The 23712-nt window shown below is 67.8% G+C and carries 20 protein-coding genes; 7 read left to right on the top strand and 13 right to left on the bottom strand.

Features of this window, described 5'->3' with window-relative positions:
• Nucleotides 1–6: 6 nt before the first annotated feature.
• From WS46_RS03140 to WS46_RS03130, 3 genes are all read right to left on the bottom strand, one after another.
• The gene (locus WS46_RS03140; protein ID WP_306453737.1) at nt 7–2250 is read right to left on the bottom strand and encodes an ATP-binding protein; all 2244 of its coding nucleotides are present in this window, start codon (nt 2248–2250) and stop codon (nt 7–9) included.
• Nucleotides 2251–2743: 493 nt separating this feature from the next.
• On the bottom strand, nt 2744–3874 hold the full coding sequence (locus WS46_RS03135) for a 3-deoxy-7-phosphoheptulonate synthase (protein ID WP_059689265.1): 1131 nt from the start codon (nt 3872–3874) through the stop codon (nt 2744–2746).
• A gap of 165 nt (nt 3875–4039) precedes the next feature.
• Entirely contained in the window at nt 4040–5347 is a 1308-nt protein-coding gene (locus WS46_RS03130; RefSeq protein WP_059689264.1) for a lipase family protein, read from the bottom strand.
• A gap of 374 nt (nt 5348–5721) precedes the next feature.
• Between WS46_RS03130 and WS46_RS03125 the strand changes: the two genes are divergently transcribed.
• Nucleotides 5722–6144 carry a hypothetical protein gene (locus WS46_RS03125; protein WP_059689263.1) on the top strand — a complete coding sequence of 141 codons (423 nt, stop codon included), beginning with the start codon at nt 5722–5724 and terminating at the stop codon, nt 6142–6144.
• Between the two features lie 84 nt (nt 6145–6228).
• Here the strand turns inward: WS46_RS03125 and WS46_RS03120 are convergent, their stop codons facing one another.
• A complete protein-coding gene (locus WS46_RS03120) occupies nt 6229–6939 on the bottom strand; it encodes a YceH family protein (RefSeq protein ID WP_059689262.1) in 711 nt (236 codons plus the stop codon).
• Nucleotides 6940–7341: 402 nt separating this feature from the next.
• Here WS46_RS03120 and WS46_RS03110 point away from each other — a divergent pair, with 402 nt between their 5' ends.
• Together WS46_RS03110 and hutC are read left to right on the top strand one after the other, a co-directional pair.
• Nucleotides 7342–8103, top strand: a complete 762-nt coding sequence (locus WS46_RS03110) for an SDR family oxidoreductase (RefSeq protein WP_059689260.1) — start codon at nt 7342–7344, stop codon at nt 8101–8103.
• A gap of 44 nt (nt 8104–8147) precedes the next feature.
• Nucleotides 8148–8885 carry a histidine utilization repressor gene (gene hutC, locus WS46_RS03105; protein WP_059689259.1) on the top strand — a complete coding sequence of 246 codons (738 nt, stop codon included), beginning with the start codon at nt 8148–8150 and terminating at the stop codon, nt 8883–8885.
• A gap of 100 nt (nt 8886–8985) precedes the next feature.
• On the opposite strand, the gene WS46_RS03100 is transcribed toward hutC, so the two are convergent.
• On the bottom strand, nt 8986–9840 hold the full coding sequence (locus WS46_RS03100; protein ID WP_059689258.1) for a phytanoyl-CoA dioxygenase family protein: 855 nt from the start codon (nt 9838–9840) through the stop codon (nt 8986–8988).
• 31 nt (nt 9841–9871) lie between these two features.
• Nucleotides 9872–10675, bottom strand: a complete 804-nt coding sequence (locus WS46_RS03095; protein ID WP_059528891.1) for an ABC transporter substrate-binding protein — start codon at nt 10673–10675, stop codon at nt 9872–9874.
• Between the two features lie 616 nt (nt 10676–11291).
• On the opposite strand from WS46_RS03095, the gene WS46_RS03090 reads away from it, so the two are divergent.
• Complete coding sequence (locus tag WS46_RS03090) at nt 11292–12158, top strand: LysR family transcriptional regulator (RefSeq protein ID WP_059689257.1); 867 nt, start codon at nt 11292–11294, stop codon at nt 12156–12158.
• Between the two features lie 59 nt (nt 12159–12217).
• Here the strand turns inward: WS46_RS03090 and WS46_RS03085 are convergent, their stop codons facing one another.
• The 3 genes from WS46_RS03085 to WS46_RS03075 all read right to left on the bottom strand — a co-directional run bounded on the left by WS46_RS03085 (nt 12218) and on the right by WS46_RS03075 (nt 15221).
• The gene (locus WS46_RS03085; protein WP_257129914.1) at nt 12218–12655 is read right to left on the bottom strand and encodes a nuclear transport factor 2 family protein; all 438 of its coding nucleotides are present in this window, start codon (nt 12653–12655) and stop codon (nt 12218–12220) included.
• A 106-nt stretch (nt 12656–12761) separates the two neighbouring features.
• A complete protein-coding gene (locus WS46_RS03080; RefSeq protein ID WP_059689255.1) occupies nt 12762–13946 on the bottom strand; it encodes an amidohydrolase family protein in 1185 nt (394 codons plus the stop codon).
• A 75-nt stretch (nt 13947–14021) separates the two neighbouring features.
• A complete protein-coding gene (locus WS46_RS03075) occupies nt 14022–15221 on the bottom strand; it encodes an amidohydrolase family protein (RefSeq protein WP_059689254.1) in 1200 nt (399 codons plus the stop codon).
• Nucleotides 15222–15651: 430 nt separating this feature from the next.
• Between WS46_RS03075 and WS46_RS03070 the strand changes: the two genes are divergently transcribed.
• The 3 genes from WS46_RS03070 to WS46_RS03060 all read left to right on the top strand — a co-directional run bounded on the left by WS46_RS03070 (nt 15652) and on the right by WS46_RS03060 (nt 18940).
• Nucleotides 15652–16257, top strand: a complete 606-nt coding sequence (locus WS46_RS03070) for a glycine zipper 2TM domain-containing protein (RefSeq protein ID WP_059528908.1) — start codon at nt 15652–15654, stop codon at nt 16255–16257.
• Nucleotides 16258–16753: 496 nt separating this feature from the next.
• The gene (locus WS46_RS03065; protein WP_059689253.1) at nt 16754–17260 is read left to right on the top strand and encodes a GNAT family N-acetyltransferase; all 507 of its coding nucleotides are present in this window, start codon (nt 16754–16756) and stop codon (nt 17258–17260) included.
• A gap of 321 nt (nt 17261–17581) precedes the next feature.
• Nucleotides 17582–18940, top strand: a complete 1359-nt coding sequence (locus WS46_RS03060; RefSeq protein ID WP_059689252.1) for an aspartate aminotransferase family protein — start codon at nt 17582–17584, stop codon at nt 18938–18940.
• 57 nt (nt 18941–18997) lie between these two features.
• Here WS46_RS03060 and WS46_RS03055 read toward each other — a convergent pair whose 3' ends face one another.
• The 4 genes from WS46_RS03055 to WS46_RS03040 form a co-directional block, all read right to left on the bottom strand.
• On the bottom strand, nt 18998–20215 hold the full coding sequence (locus tag WS46_RS03055; RefSeq protein WP_059689251.1) for a serine hydrolase: 1218 nt from the start codon (nt 20213–20215) through the stop codon (nt 18998–19000).
• 71 nt (nt 20216–20286) lie between these two features.
• Nucleotides 20287–21483 carry a serine hydrolase gene (locus WS46_RS03050; RefSeq protein ID WP_059689250.1) on the bottom strand — a complete coding sequence of 399 codons (1197 nt, stop codon included), beginning with the start codon at nt 21481–21483 and terminating at the stop codon, nt 20287–20289.
• Between the two features lie 64 nt (nt 21484–21547).
• Nucleotides 21548–22963 carry a dihydropyrimidinase gene (hydA, locus tag WS46_RS03045; protein ID WP_059689249.1) on the bottom strand — a complete coding sequence of 472 codons (1416 nt, stop codon included), beginning with the start codon at nt 22961–22963 and terminating at the stop codon, nt 21548–21550.
• 10 nt (nt 22964–22973) lie between these two features.
• Nucleotides 22974–23702, bottom strand: coding sequence for an aspartate/glutamate racemase family protein (locus WS46_RS03040; RefSeq protein WP_059689248.1), 729 nt, complete (start codon nt 23700–23702; stop codon nt 22974–22976).
• Between the last annotated feature and the right edge of the window lie 10 nt (nt 23703–23712).

The raw sequence follows: 23712 nt of genomic DNA, 5'->3' as shown, positions 1-23712 counted from the left end.
CCGGGACTATCGATCTGTCGGGGACGGGTCGACTTGATGAACGCCGTGGAGTTCGCGAAGCCGCGTTTCGACATGCGACGCGATATTGGCGATATCGCCCAGTTTGGCCAGATGCGACGCCCCCGCAATCCGGTGCGCGGCCCGTGCGGCTGCGGCGAAATCGCGCGACAGCAATTCGTTGACAAGCGCGTCGAGATCCTTCGCCACTTCGCGGTCATAGACCGCGCTGAGATCGGCGGCATCGTCCGCATGCGCCGCCGCCGGTTCCATCTCGGCATACGCCGGGCACCACATCGCGATCAGTTGCCGCAACGTTTCGAGCCGCAGCGGCTTGCCCAGCACGCCGTCCATGCCGCTGTCGAAGCAGCGCTCGCGATGCGCGTCGCCGGATACAGCGGAAATCCCGATGATCGGAACGTGTCTGGCCTCGCGTGCCGATTCGTCCTGACGGATCATCTTCGCGAGCGCATAGCCGTCGACGTCCGGCAGATCGCCATCGAGCAGCACGAGGTCGACACGGCCGTCCGCCAATTGACGCAACGCGTCCTCGCCGGTGCCGGCGACGATGCCGACGCAGCCGAGTTCCTCGCATTGCTGCTGCAACGCGAACTGCACGGTTTCGTGATCATCGACAATCAGGATGCGCGGCGATTCAGGATGAGCGTGTCCAGGCGGTGCGTCGACCAGCACGGGCATCGATGCGGCGGGCCGCACCGGCAACGGCTCGTCCACTGTCGTGACCGGCAATCGCACCGTCATCGTCGTTTCGACGTGCGGCAGGCTTTGGACGGTGATCGTGCCGTGCATCAATGCGACCAGTTCACGGCAGATCGCGAGGCCAAGCCCGCTGCCGTTGATGTCCTGGTGAAGCGAGGCAGGCCCCTGCCAGTATGCATCGAAGATGTGTTCGATCCGTTCGGGCGCAATGCCGATGCCGGTATCGCGCACCGCGAGGGTCAGCGTGCCATTTTGCCCGTGGCGACCTGAAACATACTCGATGCGCAACGTCACCGAGCCTGCGGATGTGAATTTGATTGCGTTGACGAGCAGGTTCAGCACGATCTGGCGCACACGGACCGGATCGATTGCGACGCGCACCGCCGACGGACAAGCAAAGTCGAGCTCCAGGCTCAAGTTTTTCTCGTCGGCACGCCAGCGCACCATGTCGACCGTATGCCGCGCCCACGACTCAAGCTCGACGGCCTGCGTGGCAAGCCAGACCTTGCGCGATTCGAGGCGAGAATATTCGAGGATATCGTCGAGTAGCGTCAGAAGCGTCTCGGATGCCGAGATCGCCGCATCCGCGCGATTCGCCTGCTGCCCGGTCAACCGCGAGCGCTGCAGCAATTCCAGCGACGACAGGATCGTATGCATCGGCGTGCGGATTTCGTGACTGACGAATGCGAGAAACGTCGCCTTTTCGCGCTCGCTTCGGATCGCGGCCACGCGCGACTTCCACGACAGGAATGCGAGCATCGCGAATGCCAGCAGCGCGGCGGCAATCGCGATCACCTGGGGCGCCCGGTAATGCAGGATCGAACGGAGCGTCGGCTTGCCGTAATCGGCCATCTCGACCCAGTCGCGCGTGAGCTCCGCCGTCTTGCTCACGGGAATGGCCGCGAGCGACTTGTCGATGATCGACGCGAGGATCGGCAGGTCTGCCCGTGTGAGCATCGCCAGCGATACGGGGCGGTCGGCGAGCATCCCCGACATGTAAAGCTGCCCGGGAAACTGCCGCTGCACGATCGGCAGAATCGTGACGTCGACGCCGAGCGCGGCATCGGCCTCGCCGTTGGCAACCGCGGCAAGCGCGAGTTCCTCGGTGTCGAACGTAAGCACGTCGAGCATCACGCCGCTGTTGCGCGTGAAATACTCGACCGCGCCTCGCCCCTTGATCGCGACGCGCCGGCCTTCGAGCCGCTTCAGGTTGAAGATCATCGCGGAGTCGTTGCGCGTGACGGCCGTCAGCCGCCCGACCAGGTAGGGCGCGCTGACGAGAGCACCGGCGCCGACGCGGTCCGGCACCAGGTCGCGCCATACGCCCGGCAGCAGATCAACCTTGTGCGATGCGAGCGCATCGTACGCATGCCCCCATTCCGTGCCCGGCACCGTCTTGAACGTCAGCCCGGTCATTTTCGAGATTGCGTCCAGGTACCCTGCGACGAGGCCGGCATGGTTGCCGTTGCGCATGTATTCGATGGGATGCCAGTTCGCCTCGACTGCGATATTGACGACCGGATGCGCGCGCATCCACCGAAGCTCCTCGTCAGTGAAGGTGGGCTTCCAGCAGGCGGTCGCGCCGTTCGCAGGGAGCGACGAGACGACGAACCAAAGGAATATTGCGCGCAAGAGCAGGCGCGGTGCGGCGCGGCACGCGATAAGACGTCCTTCCATGTACGATACGGCGGCCGGAGCGAGTGCATCGGAGACCATGCACGGCATGCGCCGTCGGTTGAGGTTTGCAGATGGGGCGACTCTATCCGACGATCCGCAAATCGGCCGTCCATCCAATCCTATTTCAGACAGACGCCTTAGGAATTGTCCTAATTTTGGCCGGAGGCGAGGGGATTCGCATCAGCAGGATCGCCCACAGCGCGACCGCTCGCCGCACGGCACCTCGGGCGCACGCGCCGCGATTCCAGTTGTTCGGATATCGCCGATATGCGACGTGCCGCCGCTCGGCACTCGTCTTCGTCGATGGCCCGACCATGGCGGCGGCGGGCATCAACCCGCCGCCGTCACCTCACGCATTGCGCGAATACACGCGCCGATGCCGCACCGCCTCCGCCAGCACGTCGAGCACCGGCTCCGTCTGCGTCCAGCTCAAACACGCATCCGTAATCGACACGCCATACTGCAACGGCACGCCGGGCTTCAGATCCTGACGCCCCGCCTCGAGATGACTCTCCACCATCACGCCGACGATCCGGTGCTCGCCCTGCGACAGCTGCCGCGCAAGATCCTGCGCGACTTCGATCTGCCGCTCATGCGACTTGTTCGAGTTCGCGTGCGAGCAATCGACCATCACCTGCTCGCGCAACCCGCTCTTGCGCAGCACCGCGCAGCTCGCCTCGACGTGCTCGGCATCGTAGTTCGGCCCGCTCTTGCCGCCGCGCAGGATCACGTGCGCGTCGTCGTTGCCGCGCGTCTCGAAGATCGCGGCCATGCCCATCTTCGTCATCCCCATGAACGCGTGGCTCGCGCGCGCGGCGACGATCGCGTCCGACGCGACCTGCACGCCGCCGTCGGTGCCGTTCTTGAAGCCGATCGGGCAGCTGAGCCCCGACGCGAGCTGCCGATGGCTCTGGCTCTCGGTCGTGCGCGCGCCGATCGCGCCCCACGCGATCAGGTCCGCGATGTACTGCGGGCTCAGCAGGTCGAGGAATTCGGTCGACGCCGGCAGGCCGAGCGCGTTGATGTCGAGCAGCAGTTGCCGCGCCGCGCGCAGCCCTTCGTTGATGCGGAAGCTGCCGTCCAGGCGCGGATCGTTGATGTAGCCTTTCCAGCCGACGGTCGTGCGCGGCTTCTCGAAGTACACGCGCATCGTGATCAGCAGGTCGTCCTTCAGCGCATCGGCGGCGGCCTTCAGGCGACGGGCGTAGTCGAGCGCCTGGTCGTGGTCGTGGATCGAGCACGGGCCGACGACGAGCAGCAGCCGGTCGTCCCGGCCGTGCAGGATGTCGCCGATCGCGCGGCGCGTGTCCTCGACGAGCGTCTGCGTGGCGGCCGGCACCGGCAGCTCGTCCTGCAGCAGCGCGGGCGAGATCAGCGGGCGCACGGCGCCGATGCGGACGTCGTCGATACGCGTGGTGTCCTGCGTCGCGTCGGCGCTGCCTACCTCGCGATCGTGAGAAGGATTGTCGAGGTTCTGCATGGGGATTCTCCGGGGACGTCTGGAATGATGTGCAGGCTCGATTATGGCACTCGCACGTGGCGGCAGCGAGGCGCGGCGGGGGAAGGCGACCGGCGTCAAGGCGCCGGATGAAAAAAGGCGATCCGCGAAGGATCGCCCGGCGATTGTGTCGATGCGCGGGGCGCGCTAGTGCAGCGTCTCGGGCGCGAGCGAATTGCTCGGCAACCATGCCGTCAGCGCGCAATTGCTCGGCGCGGCCTTGCCGCCGAAGCGGTCGTAGAGCCAGGGCAGCATCCCGGCCACCCACGGCGCGATCGCGCCCGCGTGTTCGAGCGGATATTCGGTGTACACGACCGGCACGCCGCTGGCACAGAACTTCTGCGCGAGCGCGCGTACATCGTACGCGAGCATCACGCCGTCGCCCACCTGACTGCCGAACGTCCCGTCGAGCACGCCGGCCGTGCCCTGAACGATGTACATCGGAATCGTCGGCGACGCGGCCAGCCCGGCGTTCACCTTGTTCGCGTAGGTCACGTACGCCGGAATGCTGTTGATGTCGTTCGCGTATTGCGGCTTGAACAGCGTCGCCCACCGCAGCCCCGTGTATTTCGGCAGGATGTAGGCGAGCGACTGGTTCTGGATGTCGTTGAATACGGCGACGCCGCTGTCGCTCAGATACGGCGTCAGATCGAAGCCGAAGCCGCGCGACAGCCCGGCGAGCGCGGCCGCCGCGACGCCGCCCCAGACGATGCTGCCGTCGACGTAGCGCAGGTTGTGCGCGGGGTCGACCAGCACGCCGCCCTCGGCCGCGCCGACGAGCTGCTTGTTGACGTCCGGCGCATAGCTCGGCGCGAGTTGCGCGGCCCAGTTCGTCGCGATCGCACCGCCGGAATAGCCGATCATCGCGACCTTGCTGGACGGCGCGAGGCCCGTCGACGGCGTGTTGAGCGCCGCGCGGATCGAATCGAGCGTCGTCATCCCGTATTCGGGGCCGGCGGCGAAGTCCGCCGTCTGGCCTTCCGTATCGGGCACGATCACGTTGTAGCCGAGCAGCAGCAGCGTCGACAGCGGGATCGATTCCGCGCTGTAGAGCAAGGTGCCGACGTTGATGATCTTCGTGACGTCGCGATCGCCGGCGATCACCTGCGACGGTTCGTCGTAAGGATTCAGCGAGTCGTAGGCCGACTGGTACGAGATCGCCCGGCCGTTGCTGACCGGGCTCCGGATCACCGACGTCACGTTGACGACCGGCCGGTTCTGCGCGTCGTTGGTGCGATACAGCAACTGCTGGGCGGTCAACGCGGTCGGCATTCCGGCCACGTGATAGGTGACGGTTCGCGTGTTGAGCACCGTGCCGGGTGGAATCGATTTCAACGGCGTGGCGCCCGTATACGTGTAGAACGGATCGGTCACGGTGGCCGCGCCTGCATGAACCGACGACGTGGCGACGGCCAGCACGGCGGCCGCGATCGTCATCAAACGTTTGGAGGACATCGGAGTTGCCTCTGGGGATAACCTGCTTTTCATCGAGGAAGTTCGCTGTGTTGCGACTTGTCCGGATTGCGGCGTCAAGACGGGTTCCTGGCCATCGGCTGTCTCCTTTGAGTGAAGGGTCCCTTCTGTTTTCGTTATGTCATTTAGTAGGACTGCAAACCGGATGAATTGAAGCACAGCGAGAACGGAATCGATGCGGATTTCCCGTTGTTTGAAGGTAAACGCCTAAACCCCGTCGCGACGATCGCTCTCCGCGAGACGCTCCGGCCGTACGACCGAGTGTCGCGTATAACTTAGGTATCGTACGATCACGACTGTCCGCCGCCGATGGGGCCCGACGTTCGGCACGAGCCATCCACGACTCACACACATACATGAAAAAGACACTTGCCGCGTTGCTGCTGTGCATCGCATTGCCTGCGTCGGCCGAGGTCAGCACCGAGGTGCTGTGCTTCAGGACGACCGGCGACAAACCCGTGCGCTTCGAATTGCGCACGTATTACGACGACGTGGCGAAGTGGCAAGGGGGCGTCGTCCGCTACGCGAAATCGAAGCCGGCGATTCCGCTGCTGCTCAAGCACGTGGATCAGGAAGCACTCGCGGAAGGCCGCCCGTACCAGTTCACGACGACGTGGTGGGAAATGGTCGACGGCAAGATCAACGGCGAATACGAAATGATGAGCCAGGGTGCGATCGTCTATTCGATGACGTACACCAATGCGCGCACCGGCAAGAAGACCGATTTCGCGTGGGCGCAGGACGTCGATGCGTCCGAGAAGACGGGGTGCCGCTGGTAGCGCAGGTTCGAGCGGTGTCGGGAGGTGCGTTCGTCAGCCGGCGCGCCTGGATCCGCGCCGGTGTCGAGTTGGCTCGGCGGGCGGTCAGCCGGCGTCGCCGGGGGTGTCGACGTCGATCCCGAGTTCGGTCGCCATGCGCTGAACGAGCGCGTTCAGCCGCGCCACTTCATCCGCAAGCCGCTTCTGTTCGGCCTTCAGCGCCTCGAACTCGGACGGCGGAACGGAATCCGCGCCGCCGCCCGTGTCCGAACCGGCGAAGTCGGCGACGTTCACTTCGCCGCACATCAGGTGCATCCAGCGATTCTCGCGTGCACCGGGCGCGCGCGGCAACCGGACGACGAGCGGCTGCGCACGCGCCGCGAGTTCGTCGAGAAACGCCTCGACCGACGAGATGTCGGCGAAGCCGTGCAGGCGTGCGCTGTTCAGGCGCAGTTCGGCGGCCGTCTGCGGGCCGCGCAGCAGCAGGATCGTCAGCAGCGCGATCGCCTGGCTCGGAATTCCGAGCACACGGTTCATGTTGTGCTCGAAACGCGGCACGCGGCTGCTGCTTCCTTCCATCACGAGGCTCAGGTGCTTGAGCCCGTCGAGCGCGGTCGTGACCTCGTCCTCGCTGACGTTCATCACCGGCGAGCGCGCGGTCTTCTGGTTGCAGCCCGAGGTCAGCGCATTCAGCGAGAGCGGATAGGTGTCGGGCACGGTGTGCTGCTTCTCGACGAGCACCCCGAGAATGCGGGCCTCGAGGGGCGTAAGTTCGCGCAAGGCGCGTGGCGTGGGCATGTCCGGCGTGGTGTTCATGGATGCGTCGCAGCGTGCAGCAAGTGAAAGGAAACGGTCGCGCCCCGTCCGGCGTCGCGAACGGGCGAGCCATATGATAGCTCGCGACGTGGGGCCCGGCGCCACGCGCCGCCATGGCGTGCGGACTTGCCGCAGTCCGATTTCGTCCAACGTATCGGCCGCGCGGCGGTGCATGCGTTGGACGTCGCGAATTCACGCACCGCGCCCGCGCGCGGCGTCGCCCCGCGTTTGCGCGTCGCGCGGGCCGGCGCTACGATACGCGTTCACTTTTGGACATGCCGCGCCGCACGCGGCCGACTTCGCACGCCACGCCAGCACCGCGCATCGCCCGTCCCGCACGCCGTGCCGCGGCGCATGCGCGCCACGCGTCAACACGCTTCATCCGTTCACTCATTCACCACCATGACCACATCCATCTCAGCGCCGCACGTGCGCGCCATCGTCACCGGACACACGCGCGGCCTCGGCGCGTCGCTTGCCGAACAACTGCTGCAGGAAGGCATCGCCGTGCTCGGCGTGTCGCGCAGCCGTCATCCGTCGCTCGCCGCGCGGGCCGGCGACCGTTTCGCCGACATCGAGCTCGACCTGTCGGACACGTCGGCCGTCGCGGCCTGGCTCGCCGGCGACACGCTGCGCCGCTTCGTCGACGGCGCGTCGATCGTGCTGCTCTTCAACAACGCGGGCGTCGTCGATCCGATCGGCTCGCTCGACGCGCAGGACCCGGCGCTCGTCGCGCGCGCGGTCGGCGTGAACGTCGCGGCGCCGCTGATGCTGTCGGCCGCGCTCGTGCAGGCGGCGGCGCCGACCGAATGCCGGATCCTGCACGTGTCGAGCGGCGCCGCGCGCAACGCGTATGCGGGCTGGAGCGTCTACTGCGCGACCAAGGCGGCGCTCGATCATCACGCGCGCGCCGTCGCGCTCGACGCGAACCGCGCGCTGCGGATCTGCAGCGTCGCGCCGGGCGTCGTCGACACGGGCATGCAGGCGACGATCCGCTCGACCAGCGAAGCGAACTTCCCGATGCGCGAGAAATTCGACCAGTTGAAGTCGAGCGGCGCGCTGTCGACGCCCGAGGCGGCCGCGCGGCAATTGATCGGCTATGCACTGAGCGACGCATTCGGTTCGGTGCCGACGGCCGACGTTCGCGAATTGCCCGCAACCTGATCCGGGATAGAATTTCGCGGTTGCCTTCCCCCGAGGATCCCCCGATGGTCACGAAGACCACCGCTCCGTTCCAGCAGATCAAGACGCTCGTCCGCCAGAATGTCGACGCGGGCGACTGGCGCCCGGGGGACCGCATTCCGTCCGAACTCGATCTTGCCGCGCAATTCGGCGTCGCGCGCATGACGGTCAACCGCGCGCTGCGCGAGCTGACCGAGGAAGGCGTGCTGAAACGCATCGCGGGCGTCGGCACCTTCGTCGCCGAGGTGAAGCCGCAGTCGAACCTGCTGATGATTGCGCACATCCGCGACGAGATCCGCACGCGCGGCCACGAATATCGCTGCCGCGTGCTCAGCCAGTCGCGCGAGCCTGCGTCGTTCGACGTCGCGGCCGCGTTCGGGCTGGCGGTCAACACGCCGGTCTTTCACGTGGTGTGCGTGCACGAGGAAAACGGCCGCCCGATCCAGTTGGAGGATCGCTACGTGAACCCGGCCGCCGCGCCCGAATTCATCGACCAGGATTTCCAGGTCGAGCCGCCGTCCGAATACCTGTTCAACAACGTGTCGCACTACGAACTGGAGATCGAGCACGTGGTCGACGCGTCGCTGCCGACCGGCGAACAGGCGCGGCTGCTCGACATGCGCGCCGACGAGCCGTGCCTCACGCTCACGCGCCGCACCTGGACGAACGGACTGCCCGTCACGTTCGTACACTTCCTGCATCCCGGCAACCGCTATCGGCTCGGCTCGCGCTTCAAGCCGGGCGCCGGGCGGCACCAGACCTGAACCTCCCGCGACGCTCGAAAACGACCACGCGCGGCGTCCGCTTCATCGCGAAGCGGACGCCGCGCGCGTGATGTCACCTGATGTCGTCGCGATCCGCCGCTTACGCCCGGATCGCCCCGACCTGCCCCGCGCCGTGCGACCACACGACCGGAAACAGCGGATGCTCGAGCGGCGCGCCGTCCGGCAGTTCGTCCGCGAGCCCCGGGAAATCGGGCGACGTCTTCCAGCGGCGCGGCGCGTGACGGATGTCGTCGCCGACGAAGCGGATCGAAAACGCGCGCCGGCGGTTCTGCGTCCCGCCCGACGCGTGCAGCGTCAGCATCCGGAAGCACACCATGTCGCCCGGCTCGAGCGCCCAGTGGCGGATCGGGAACGCCGAACGGTCGGCCTCGATGTCGGGCAGGTCGGCGAGGCTGCCTTCCGGAAACCACTTCGCCTCCTTGTCCATGAACGTGCGCGGCATCAGCCACGGCCCCCGGTGCGAACCCGCGACGAACTCCAGCGTCGATTCGAGCGGCACCGGATCGACCGGAATCCACATGCTGACGTTGTCGTCGCCTTCGATGTTGTAGTACGGCTGGTCCTGATGCCACGGCGTGCGCTGCCGCGTGCCGGGCTCCTTCACCAGAAGATGATCGTGATGCAGCCGCACCGTCCGCGTGCCCATCAGCGCGGCGGCCACCGACGGCGCGGGCGAGCGCACGATGAAGTCGCGGTACGCGTCGTTGTGCTGCCAGTTGCAGAAGTCCTCGAAGAACCAGCCCGGGTCGTCGGGCCGGCTCGCGACCTTCGCGCGCTCGCTGGGCTGCGCGAGGTTCGCGTCGATGCCGGCACGCAGCGCGGCCACTTCGTCGGGCGAGAAGATGCCCTTGATGCAGACCGCGCCTTCGTCACGGAAGGCGGCGATCAGTTCGGGCGTCACGGCTGTCGCGACGCGGTCCTGGATACTCGTCATGGCTTGCCTGTCGATTGAATGCGTCACGGGGTCACGGTGCGGCGGTCAGCTGCTGCTTCGCGCCGTAGATGTCGAAGTCGAAATATTTCGCGGCGATCTTCTGGTACGTGCCGTTCGCGCGGATCGCGGCGATCGCGTCGTTGAGCCGCTTCTTCATCTCGGCGTCGCCCTTGCGCACGCCCATCGCGACGCCGTAGCCGGTGATGCGCACGTCGGTCACGTCGGGGCCCGCGAACGCGTAGCCCTTGCCGCGCGGTGTCTTCAGGAACGAATAGCCGGCCTGCGTCTTGTCCTGGAAGGTCGCGTCGAGACGGCCGTTCACCAGATCCTGATACACCTGGTCCTGATTCTGGTACGACACGATCGTCACGCCCTTGGTCGCCCATTCGGCCTTCGCGTACGCCTCCTGCGTCGTGCCCTGGTCGATCCCGACGCGCTTGCCGGCAAGCGACGCGGCGGTCGGCAGCAGCTTCGAGCCGGCCGGCGCGACGAGCGCACCCGGCGACGCGTACAGCTTGTTCGAGAAGTCGATCTGCTTGAGCCGCTCGTCGGTGGCCGTCATCGCGGACATGATCACGTCGAACTTGCGCGCGCGCAGCGCCGGAATCATCCCGTCGAAGCCCTGCTCGACCCACACGCATTTCGCGCGCAACTGCTCGCAGATCGCGTTGCGCAGGTCGATGTCGAAGCCGGCGAGCGAACCGTCGGGCTGTTTCGCCTCGAACGGCGGATAGGTGGGATCGATGCCCCAGCGGATCGTCGCCGTGTCCTGCGCGACCGAGACGAGCGGCGCGAACGCCAGCGCGGAAACGACGAGCTTTGCAGTGCGGTTCATGGTGTGTCCTTGTGGTCTCGACGCGGCGGGCGAGCGCCGGGCGTCCGTTGGGGAGCGTCGTGCCGGCAGGCCCGGCGCGGTACGCGAAAGACTGGGACTTCGATGAAACTGCGATGCAGTCTAGACCGCTCGATTTTCGAGTGCAAGCCGAAGAAATGGAGGCGGAGTGGACGGGCGGGAATTACGCGGGGAAATCGCGCAGAAAGAGCGATCTAACCCACCAAATATAGAAACTTGCCGGGAGTTTGTGGGTGTTCAGGCGTTTACCCGGTGCCACGCGCAGCCAGCAGAGAGCATATCTGATCGGATATCCACAAGCCGGGACGATCAGAAATCGCCGGCAAATCAGACCGTCGCCCTTCGGGAGTTACCTTGGCCGCGATTCCGACCTATACCGCATCGATGCCACGGTCGAAGCGACTCATGTGATCGGCGTTCATACCCGCCCGCACCGCTTCCACATCATTGCCGCCCGTGCACCGCAATCAGCCGCGCCGCGCAGCCGGTCACCGGGCGCCGGGTCCGGCGAAACCGCGATTGCCCACGGGCTCGGCCCATGTTAAAAATCGTCGCGCGTATTTGAAAATGAAATGTTGCAAGCCGAAAAAGTGCGGATATGAATAGACCTTTGTTCGACCTCGACCTGTTGCGCGCGCTCGTGATGGTCGCCGACTGCGGCAGCTTCACGACCGCGTCCGCGCGCCTGCATTCGACGCAGTCGACGGTCAGCCAGAAGGTGCGGCGGCTGGAGGAAATCGCGGGGCATCGCCTGCTCGACCGCGGCACGCGCGACGTGCGGCCGACCGACGCCGGCGTGACGGTGCTCAGCTACGCGCGGCGCATGATCGCACTCAACGACGAGATGCTGGAGGCGCTGTCGGGCGCGACCGTCGCGCTGACGATCCGGCTCGGCGTGCCCGACGATTTCGCGGCGGGCCGCACGACCCATGCGCTCGCCGCGTTCAAGCGCGATCATCCGCAGGTGAAGCTCGAGGTGATGTGCGGGCTGAGCCGCGACATCTGCGCGGCCTACGATCGCGGCGAGCTCGATCTCGTGCTGATCAAGCAGCGGCGCGACAGCCGCGAGGCGGTGGCGCGCTGGCCGGAGAAGCTGCGCTGGATCGACAGCGCGCAACATCCGACGATCGAGCTCGATCCGGTGCCGATCGTCGTGTTTCCGCCGCGCGGGCTCTATCGCGACGACATGATCAAGGCAATCGAGGAACGCGGCCGCCGCTGGCGGATCAGCTTCACGACGTCGAGCCTGAGCGGCATCCAGGCGGCCGTCGCGGACGGCCTCGGCATCAGCGTGCTGCCGGCGCGCGTGGTGACCGACGACCACGTGGTGCTGACCGAGGAACACGGCGGCTTCGCGCCGATCGAGAACATGGACATCGCGATCCTGCATCGGCCGACGGCCGATCCGATGGTCAGCGAACTGACGAAGGCGCTCGCGGCGATGCTGGAGCACGAAGAGGATTGAGCGCGGCGATGCGGGTCGGCATCAGCCGAGCAACCGCGTAACCGGGAAATGCGCGCGCGTCAGAACATCGTGTTCCCGTTTGCCGCCTGCTCCGGCACCGGCTGGTTCACGTCCCAATGCTCGACGATCTTGCCGTGCTCGAGCCGGAAGATATCCATGATCGCGCTACCGCGCGTGCCGGGTTCGCGCACCGCGTGCACGTGCAGGATCACGTAGTCGCCGTCGACGAACGACCGCTTGATCTCGCTGTGCGACTGCGGATACTTGTCGCGCAGAAACGCGACGAACTGGCGGAAGCCGTCGCGGCCGTCGGCCGCGTTCGGGTTGTGCTGCACGTATCGGTCGCCGACATAGGCGAGCGCGGCATCCGCATCCTTCTCGTTCAGGCCTTTCTCGTAAAACGCGAGCACCGTGCGGCGATTCGCTTCCTGCCGCGCGTCGTCGGGGCCGGCCGCCATCGCATGCGCGGCGGTCGCCGCGAACGTTGCCGCCGCCATCCATCTGGCGGCGCGTGCCGCCCTCGTGCGCGTGCATCGCATCGTCGTCTCCCCGGAGATCAGGCTGAAGAAGGCCCGATCATACCGGCACGATGCGGCGCTCGGCTCAGACCAGCACGCCGTTGCGCGCGACGATCTTCCCCGACGACACGACAAGCCGCCGCGTCGGCCGCGCGACGACGGCCTCGGCGAACGTCAGTGCATCGACGAGCACGACGTCCGCACGCTTGCCCGCCTCCAGACCGTAGTCGGCGAAGCCGCAGCCGCGTGCCGCGCCGTGCGTCACGCAATCGAGCGCGACTTCGAGCGCGTCGTCGCGGCGGAAATCGTTGCGCATGCCGATCAGCATCGCGCGTTCGAGCATGTCGGGCGAACCGTACGGCGTCCACGTATCGCGCACGCCGTCGTTGCCGCCGATCACGGTCACGCCGGCCGCGCGGCACGCGGCGACCGGCGGCACCGGCACCGCGGCCGGCGCGGTCGTGACGATCGCGACGCCGAGTTCGGCCATCCGCGCGAGCAGCGCGTCGCGCTCGCACTCCGCGATGTCGCCGAGGCAGAAGCCGTGGCTGATCGTGACCTTGCCCTGCATGCCGAGCGCGGCGGTGCGCTGCAGGATCAGGTCGAGCGAGTACGCGCCCATCGACCCGCGCTCGTGCAGGTGCAGGTCGAGCCCGCGGCCGTGACGCTCGGCAATCCCGAACAGCACGTCCACTGCCTCGACCGGATCGCCTTCGATCGCGCACGGGTCGAGCCCGCCGAGCAGGTCGGCGCCCGCGCCGAGCGCGTGCTGAAGCAGCGCGGCGGTGCCGGGCCGCTTCAGCACGCCCGACTGCGGAAACGCGACGATCTGGATCTCCACCTGGCCGCGCAGCGTCTCGCGCGTCGCGAGCACGCCGTGCAGATGCCGCAGCCCGGCCTCGGTGTCGATGTCCACGTGCGTGCGGATGCGCGTCGTGCCGGCCGCGAGGAACGCGCGCGACAGCGCGAGCGATGCGGCGCCGGCATCATGGCCGCTCGTCGCGCGGTAGTTGCGTTCGTTCTCGATGCGGTCGACGAGGCGCGGCCCCACCGCGTTGCGATACCACGGCATCCCCCAGTGGGTCTTGTCGAGGTGCGTGTGGCCTTCGACGAGGCCGGGCAGCGCGAGCGCACGCGCGCCGTCCTCGATCGCGCAGCCGGCGGGCGCGTCGAGCGACGGGCCGACGCGCGCGATGCGCTCGCCTTCGATCAGGATGTCGAGCGCTTCATCGGCGTGCGTGCGGACGTTGCGGATCAGCAGGTTCGTCATGTCGGTTCCGGTGTGGTCGGTCAGTGCAAGGGCGTCACGATGCACGCACCGCGACGCGGTCAGGTCGTTATCGCGTTATTGCGTGAAACGCTGTGCCGGCGCGAACGGCGCACCGGTATCGCTTTCGCCGCGTCGGAACACCCAGCGTTCGGCCGGCACGCCGGCGACGGCGGCCGCCGCATTCGGCGCGCGCACCGCGATGAAGCTCGCGTCGCAGCCGACCGCGATGCCGTAGTCGGCCTTGCCGATCGCACGCGCGCCGGCATGCGTCGCCATGTCGAGCGCGATGCCGAGCGCTTCGTCGGTGTAGAAACCCGAGCGGTAGCCGACCATCATCGCGCGCTGCAGCATGTCGCCGTTGCCGTACGGCCACCACGCATCGCGGATGTTGTCGTTGCCGGCGAACACGTGCACGCCCGCATCGCGCAGTTGCCGCACCGGCGGAAATGCGCAGTCGCCCGGCGCGTTGGTAAGGATCGACACGCCGGCGCTGGCGAGTGCCGCGGCCGCACGCTCGACGTCGCCATGATCGACCTGGCCGAGCGCATACGCGTGGCTCACGTTCACGCGGCCGCCGAGGCCCGCCGCGCGCGTGCGCGCCGCGATCCGCAACAATTGCGCGATGCCGGTCTCGCCCGGTTCGTGCAGGTGGATGTCGATCTTCGCGCCGCGCTTCTCGGCGATGCCGAACACGATGTCGAGCTGGCCGTCCGCGTCGCCGTCGAGCGTCGTCGGGTCGATCCCGCCGACCACGTCCGCGCCATCGCGCACGGCCGCATCGAGGATCGCGGCGGTGCCCGGACACGTCACCACGCCGGCCTGCGGGAACGCGACCAGTTCGATGTCGACGATCCCGCGCCATTGTTCGCGCGCGGCCATCACGGCCTGCAGGTTCGACAGGCCCGTCGTCGCGTCGACGTCGACGTGGCTGCGCATCGCGATCGTGCCGAACGCGGCGGCCTGCGCGATCAGCGCATTCGCGCGTTCGACGATCGGCGGCGCGGCCGCGAGCTGGCGCTTCTCGACCGCGAGCCGCTCGCGCAGCGAGCCGACCGGTTCGTGCGGCACCCAGCGGTCGCCGACGAAGCTCTTGTCGAGATGGATGTGGCCGTCGACGAAGCCGGGCAGCACGACGCGCCCGCCGAGGTCGATCGTTTCCGCGCCGGGCGCGGCCGTGCAATCGGCCCCGATCGCGACGAAGCGGCCGTCATGGACGGCGAGGTTGACGGGCTGGCCGCCGGCATCGACGGCGTTGGTGAAGAAGCGATCGGTCATGACTCGGAATGGGTGGGGCGGTTGCTGCGCGACGCCGGCGCGGACGGGGGAAAGCACCGCGGCCGGCATGGCACGACCGTCGGCAGGGAATGCGGTCACGATATCGGACGGGGCGGCCAGTGGCCAATTAAATGTCGCGATGCCGCGCATTCGATTTCGCGATGTGCGGACGGGCCGTCCCGTCGGGCCCGGCATGGCGATGGGGTGCGATCATCGGGGCGGCGCCCGCCTTGCCGATAAACGGGCATCGGCGCGGTCGCGGTCGGGCGTATCGCGCCGCCGCGCCCGGCCGCGATTTGCGCGGCAACAGACTTTACACGTTGTTACCCGGCCGCACCGGACGCGCAATCGCCCTTTCCTTATACTCACGCCGAGTTCGCCACCCGTCCCGGAATTCGTCGGCGAACACGTTGCCGATGCAGGAAACATCATGATGCGCATGCCTTCCACGAAGACCGTTCTGTTCGCCTCGCTCGTCGCCGTGGCGGCGCTTCCGCTGACCGCCTGTGTCGCGCCGGGCTACTATGGCGCGCAGCCGGGCTATCCGCAGCAGCAATACGCGACGCCCGGTTACGCGCAGCCCGCGTATTCGCAACCCGGCTACGTGCAGCAGCCGGCGTATCCGAGCCAGGCGCCGCAGTACGACCAATACGGCAACCCGCAGTACGGCGGCCAGTACGGCAACGGCTACGGCACGCAATACGGCACCGTCGCGAACATCCAGCCGGTCAGCGGCTCGATCGGCGCGTCGGGCGTGGCCGGCACCGTCGTCGGTGCGCTGGTCGGCGGCCTGGTGGGCAACCAGTTCGGCCGCGGCCACGGCCGCGATGCGGCCACCGTGATCGGCGCGCTCGGCGGCGCCGTCGCCGGCAACCAGATCGGCCAGCAGATGGGCGCGGCCCAACCGCCGAGCAGCTATCGGATCGACGTGCAGGTCAGCGACGGCTCGACGCGCTCGTTCGACGTGCAGTCGCCGGGCAACCTGCGCCCGGGCGATCGCGTCCAGATCAACGGCAATCAGCTGTCGCGGTATTGACGTGAGTCGCATGCGCCTGAGCTGATCGGGCGCATCGCGAACGTCTCGCCTCACGTCGCGTCGGCATTTCGCGCGTCTGACACCATGCGCCGCTTCGGCGCAACGCATGGGCGCGCCTCGCTTCATCCCACTCCCTCCGCGCGGCATGTTTGTCGCGTACGGCATGGCGTCGTCACGCACCGCACGTCGCGCGCCACACGCGGTCGGGCTCGCATCGAACGCAGCGGCCGGTATGTCCGCATCCGGCTCGTTTCCACTTGCATCCGTTCGACACCGAGTGCGCGATTGCCCGCAGGCATCGCGAACGCTCATCGATTCTCCACGCGTCACCTCCATCGCCCTTTCGCCCATCGGTGCCGTGTTGCTTCACGCATGCCGATGCGGCACGTCGAACGCACGAGCAAGCGCATGCGTTTCCGCTTAGCATTGCCGATGCCCTGCCGCGCATCGCGCCGCAGATTCCGATATCCCGGCACACCAACGACAATCCCGACCAATGATCGCGATCCGCCTGCTCGACGCCGCCGACGCGGCGCAATTCCAGTCCGTCCGCCTGCGCGCGGTCGACACGTCGCCGACCTCCTTCCTGCCGACTCGCGACGAAGAAGCAGGCGTCCCGATCGATGAATTCGCGACGCGCATCACCCCGACCCGCGAGCGCGCCGTGTTCGGCGCGTTCGACGGCGCAACGCTCGTCGGCATCACGGGCGTGCGCCGCGATGCGCGCGCGAAGGTCGCGCACAAGGCGACGATCTGGGGCGTGTTCGTCGACCCCGCGTATCGCGGGCGCGGCATCGCGCAATCGCTGCTCGACAGCGCGACCGCGCACGCAGCGCACGCGTGGCAGTGCACGCAACTGGTCCTGTGCGTGAACGCGATCAACGGCACCGCGGAACGGCTGTACGCGTCGCAGGGGTTCGTCCGGTTCGGCACGGAACCGCGGTCGCTGTTCGTCGACGGCCGCTTCTACGACGAACACCACATGGTCAAGACGCTGGCATGACCCATCGCGTTCGCGCGCACCGGCCGGCCGCACGCGAACGCCCCTCTACGCCGCTCCGTCACCGCTTGTCGGTGATCGTCACGTTCGTCAGCGTCATCGCGCTCACGTTGAACGCATGGATCGGCCCCGGCGCGCCGATCGCCTGTGTGCGCCCACTCACTTCTCAGCCATAGAGAAAAAGACATACGTTGTCGTATCTTTATGCGCAAAAACTCCATGCCTGATGGATACGCGGTCAGGCCCGAATCGACCGCGCGCATGGAATATGACAAGCTCGCGGAAGCATCACCCGTCCATGCAACCCCGTCACAGGAGCCTCAATTGCAGACCCGCCACGGAGTCGACCTCCTCCGCGCCCGCGCACTGTTCGATCGCGAGCGCCGTGCATTCACCGAAGCCATGCCGATCTCCCGCGCGTTGTCCGCGGAAGCGTCCGAGCATTTGCTGTTCGGCGTGCCGTTGCACTGGATGCAGGACTGGTCGACGCCGTTCTCGCTGGTCGTGAAGGAAGCGCGCGGCGCGACCTTCACCGACGTCGACGGTCATCGCTACGCGGACTTCTGTCTCGGCGACACCGGCGCGATGTTCGGCCATGCGCCCGAGCCGGTCGCGCGCGCACTTGCCGAGCAGGCGACGCGCGGCTACACGACGATGCTGCCGAGCGAGGACGCGGCGTGGGTCTCGCGCGAACTCGCGCGCCGCTTCAAGCTGCCGGTCTGGCAATTCGCGCTGAGCGCGAGCGACGCGAACCGCTTCGTGCTGCGCTGGGCGCGCGCGGCCACCGGCCGCAATACGATCGTCGTGTTCAACGGCTGCTATCACGGCACGGTCGACGACGTGTTCGTCGATCTCGTCGACGGCCGCCCGGTGCAGCGCGACAGCCTGCTCGGGCAGTCCTACGACCTGCTCGCGAACACGCGCGTCGTCGAGTTCAACGATCTAAACGCGCTCGAAGCGGCGCTGAAGGACGGCGACGTCGCGTGCGTACTCGCCGAGCCGGCGATGACGAACATCGGGATGGTGCTGCCCGATCCGGGCTTCTGGGAGGCCGCACGCGAACTGACGCGCCGCTACGGCACGCTGCTCGTGATCGACGAAACGCACACGATCAGCAGCGGCCCCGGCGGCTACGCGGCCGCGCACGGTCTCGAACCGGACGCGCTGGTGGTCGGCAAGCCGATCGCGGGCGGCGTACCGTGCGCGGTCTACGGGTTCAGCGCCGAATTCGCGGCGCGCGCGAAAGAGGCGAAGCTGAACGCGCCGCCCGGCCATTCCGGGATCGGCACGACGCTCACCGCGAACATGCTGGCCATGCATGCAATGCGCGCGACGCTCGCCGAGGTCGCGACCGATGCCGCGTATGCGCACATGTTCGAACTGGCCGCGCGGCTCGCGACCGGGCTCGAACGGGCGATCGCGAAACACGGGCTGCCGTGGTGCGTGACGCGCATCGGCGCGCGCACCGAGTTCCAGTTCACGCCCGTGCCGCCGCGCAACGGCACGATCGCGGGCGAACAGCTCGACAGCGAGCTCGAGCACATCGTGCATCTGTACCTGCTGAACCGCGGCGTGCTGATCACGCCGTTCCACAACATGATGCTCGTGTGCCCGCAAACGACGGCCGACGATGTCGATACGCTCGTCGCACAGTTCGACGCATGCCTGGGCGAACTGGCGTGACGTGATGCAGCGTGCGTTCGGCTCGCCCGCGGCGGCAAGCCGAACGCACGCCCGGCGCTACTTCGGCAGATCCGTCGGATCGACCTGCGTGCCGGGCACGCCGGCGGTGCGCGCGCTCGCTTCAAGCTCGTCGCGCAGCGCCGCGCGCGTGTCGCCGCCGCCGGAATCCTGCCCCGACGCACTGCCGCCATCGAGTGCCGGCAGGATGTAGCCGTTCACCATCCGGCGGAACAGCTTCACGTTCTCCGCATCGCGCAGGCCGCCGTCCACCGGCAGCACGCCGGTCATCACGATCACCGTGTTGCGCTTCGGCAGCACCGTGATGAATTGCCCCTTGAAGCCCATCGCGTCGAATTCGGGCTCGCTCGCGACGATGTTGTTGATCCACCAGTAGTAGCCGAAATGCGGCGACACGCGCGGCGACGTCATCTGCGCGATCCACGCCTGCGGCACGACCTGACGCCCCTGCCAGCGCCCGCCGTCGAGCACGAGCATGCCGATCTTCGCCATGTCGACCGCGCGCAGCCGCAGCCCCCAGCCGGCCGATACGAGCCCCGTGCTGTCCGCGCGCTCCCATGCGGCGCGCTTCATGTCGAGCGGGCCGAACAGATGCGCCTGCGCATAGCGCTCGACGGGTTCGCCGGCCGCCGCGCTCAGCATCGCCGACGCGAGGATCGGATTCACGTCGGTGTACTCGAACGCGGTGCCGGGCGCGACCTTCGGCGCCGCCGACGCGGCGAGCTTCAGCCGGTCCGGCGCGGTGTAGTAGATCGGATCGTCCTTCGGGCTGAAGTCGTAATGCAGGCCGCTCGACATCGACAGCACGTGCTTCAGCTCGATGCCGCGCTTGTCCGCGAGCGCGTCGCCGAGATCGGGGCGCCATGCGGCGAGCCGCGCGGCCACCGGCTCGTCGAGATGCACGGCACCGCGATCGACCAGGATGCCCGCGACGAGCGACGTCACGGCCTTCGTCACCGAATACAGTTCGTAGGTCGAATCGCGCGACGCGTTCGCCCCGTAGCGCTCGAAGATCAGCTTGCCGTCCTTCACGACGAGCAGGCTGTACACGTCAAGCTTCTGCTCGCGAATCCAGCGCGACAGCTCGACGAGCTTGCGCGAATCCACACCGACGTCTTCGGGCGCGGCCACCGCGATGCCGGTTTCATGCAGCGGCGGCAGCGCATCGTCCGCATGCGCCACGGACAGCACCGGCGCCGACGCCAGCACGCCGCCGCCGATCAGCAGCGCCGCCACCCGCGCGAGCAGCCGTCGCATGAAAGGCGCCGCGGGACGCCGCCCATCGCGACGCCACGTGGGCGAATGGTCAATTACATGTGCAATCCTCATCAAATCTCCGGCGCATCGTTGAACGCGGCGGCGGTGCCGGGCACACCCTTCGTCCGACGGCTGCGCGCGAGTTCGTCGCGCAGCGCCTGCGTGGTTTCCGCGCGCTCGACCGGCGGCTGCGCAGGCGTGAGCGCCGGCAGGATGTAATCGCCGACCATCCGTCGATACAGGTTCAGATAGGTCGCGTCGCGCAAGCCGCCGTCGGTCGGCAGCAGGCTCGTCATCACGACGACCGCGCGCTGCGCGGGCAGCACCGTGATGAACTGCCCCTTGAAGCCCATCGCGCCGAATTCCGGCGTGCCGTGTTCGACGACGTGGCCGATCCAGCAGTAATAGCCGTAGTCGGCCGCGGCCGGCGACGGCGTGGTCATCTGCCGGACCCAGCCGGCCGGCACGATCTGCTTGCCGTTCCAGCGGCCGTTGTCGAGCAGCAGCATGCCGATCTTCGCCATGTCGACGGCGCGCAGCCGCAGGCCCCAGCCGCCCGCCACCGCGCCGGTGCCGTCGGCGCCGCTCCAGCGGTAATGCGCGAAGCCGAGCGGCTCGAACAGCCGTTGGCGCGCGAAGTCGTCCTCGCGTTCCCGCGCGGCGATCGACACGGCCGTGCCGACCAGCACCGGGTTCACGTCGATGTAGTCGAAATGCGTGCCGGGCGCCTGCGCGGCCCGGCTCGTCACCGCGACACGCAGCCGGTCGGGCGCGTCGTAGTACAGCGGATCGGTGCCTTCGCGCGTCGTGTAGCGCAAGCCGCTCGACATCGACATCAGATGCCGCAGCTCGATGTCCTGCTTGTCCGCGAGTTCGCTCGCGAGATCGGGCCGCGCGGCCGCGATCAGCGGCGCGACCTTCGTCGACGGGCCGAGCTTGCCCTCGCCGTCGAGAATGCCGGCGAGCAGCGCGGTGATCGTCTTCGTCACCGAATACAGCTCGTAGTTGTTGTCGCGCGTGAGGCCGTCGCCGTAGCGCTCGAACACGATCCTGCCGTCCTTCACGACGACGAGGCTGCGCACGTCCATCCGGTCGCGGCGCAGCCATTCGGACATCCGCACGAGCGGCGCCGAATCGACGCCGGCCGCTTCGGGCACGACGCTCGGCAGGTCCTGCGGGGCGCCGCCCGCGGCCAGCGCCGGGCCGCCGCACGACCCGGCGACGATCGCGGCGGCCGCGATGCCGCGCATTGCGAGGGAAACGCTCATCCTTGCTCCTGTTGAAACGCGCGCCCGCCACGTCGGGCGGGCTGTCGCGTCGAATCCCGGGAAATCAGTCGAGACACGGCTTGCCGGCCGGCAGGAAGCGCCCGCGCCCCGGCTCCGCCGCGAGCAGCCGGCCGTCCTCGACGAGCAGTTCGCCGCGCGACAGGCAATGACGCGGCCAGCCCGTCACCTCGATCCCCTCGTAAGGCGTGTAGTCGACCGCATGATGCAGCGACGCATTCGCGATCCGCACGCGCTTGTCCGGATCCCACACGACGATATCCGCATCGGCGCCGACCGCGATCGTCCCCTTGCGCGGATACAGCCCGTACAGCTTCGCGGGCCGCAGCGACGTCAGCTCGACGAACTGATGCAGCGACAACTGCCCCTTGCGCACGCCGTCGAACAGCAGCGGCAGGCGCGTCTCCAGGCCCGGGATTCCGTTCGGGATATGGTCGAACGACACGGCCTGCCCGCCCGGATGCTTGCCGCACGGATCGTCGTAGTTGAACGGCGCGTGATCGGACGAGAATACCGAGAATACGCCCTGCTTCAGCGCCTTCCACACGGCCTGCTGGTTGGCCGGATCGCGCGGCGGCGGGCTGCATACGCATTTCGCGCCTTCGTAGCCGTCGTGCCCGTGATGACCGAGATCGGCTGCCGTCAGATACAAATACTGCGGGCAGGTTTCGGCCAGGATCGGCAACCCGCGCGACTGCCCCCAGCGGATCTGCTCGATCGCCTCGGCGCCCGACACGTGCACGATCAGGATCGGCACGTCGACGAGTTCCGCGAACGCGATCGCGCGATGCGTCGCCTCGCGCTCGACCACCGCCGGCCGCGCATGCGCATGGAAATGCGGCGCGACGTGGCCGTCGCCGAGCAGCCGCTCGGTCAACCAGCCGATGCAGTCCGAGTTTTCCGCATGCACCATCACGAGCGCGCCGTGCTCGCGCGCGACCGACAGCACGTCGAGCATCTGCCGGTCGTTCAGCTTCAGGTCGTCGTAGGTCATGTACACCTTGAACGACGTGTAGCCGTTCGCGATCAGCCGCGGCAACTCCTCGGCCAGCACGTGCGGCGTCGGATCGGCGACGATCAGGTGAAAGCCGTAGTCGATCAGCGCGCGCCCTTCCGCGCGCCGGTGATAGTCGTCGACGGCCGCCTGCAGCGACTGCCCCTTCGCCTGCGCGGCGAACGGCACGACGGTGGTCGTGCCGCCGCACAGCGCGGAGCGCGTGCCGGACAGGAAGTCGTCGGCCATCTTCAGCCCGTCGGGCATCGGCTGGTCGAGATGGCAGTGCGCATCGACGCCGCCCGGCATCACCAGCATCCCGGTTGCATCGAGCTCGCGCGGCGCGCGCGGGAGCCCGTGGCCGAGCATGGCCACGCGCCCCGCGCGGATGCCGATGTCGCACGAGAACCGGTCCGCCGCCGTCACGACGTCCGCGTGACGGATCACGAAATCGAGATCGTTCGACATGGCGTGCGCCTCAGATCACGTCGCTGAAGAGACGCCCCCAGCCCTTCACCTGCCGCGTGTCGTAGTCGGCGAGCTGCAACGACTTCCACACCACGGTCGAGATCGTGTCGTAGATCGGAATGCCCGTCTCTTCCTCGAGCGCCGGCACCAGGTGCGCGGCGTTCAGGTTCGTGCAGAAGATCGAGATCGCGCGCGGGCCGGCCTTCGCGACTTCGCGCACCATCCCGCCGATCTGGTCGCCCGTCACTTCGGAGAACGAGAAATTGACCTTCAGGTTCAGGTGGCGCTCGGCGATGCAGTTCAGCCCCGAGCGGCGGTAGTTGTCGACGATCTTCGTCTGCACGTCGTCCAGGTACGGCGTGACGAGGCCGAACTCGTGCGCGCCAGTCTTCTTCAGGATCTCGTTGAGCGCGAGCACGGAGGTCGTGGCCGGAATGCCGGTCGCTGCGGTGATGCGCTGGCACAGCCGCTCGTCCGCCTCGAAGCCGAGCCAGCCGGACGACGTGCCGTTCCACGCGATCACGTCGACCTTCGCGTCGGCGAGCAGCATCGCGGCCTGGATGATCTTGTCGTCGTCGAACTGGCCGAGCGCCTGGCCCGTCAGCGAGATCTCGGTGACGGGAAAGCGCGCGAAGTGCGCGGACACGCCCGGCAGGCCGGCGACCATCGCGCTCGTCAGCGGTTCGAGCGACGTGTTGGACGACGGGGTGAGCATGCCGAGCAGGGTACGTTTCTTCATGATGGGTTTC

Source organism: Burkholderia sp. RF4-BP95 (assembly GCF_001521985.1).
Classification (GTDB): Bacteria; Pseudomonadota; Gammaproteobacteria; order Burkholderiales; family Burkholderiaceae; genus Burkholderia; species Burkholderia diffusa.
Note: the sequence above shows the minus strand (reverse complement) of the source record. Positions and strands in the feature narration are given on the sequence as shown.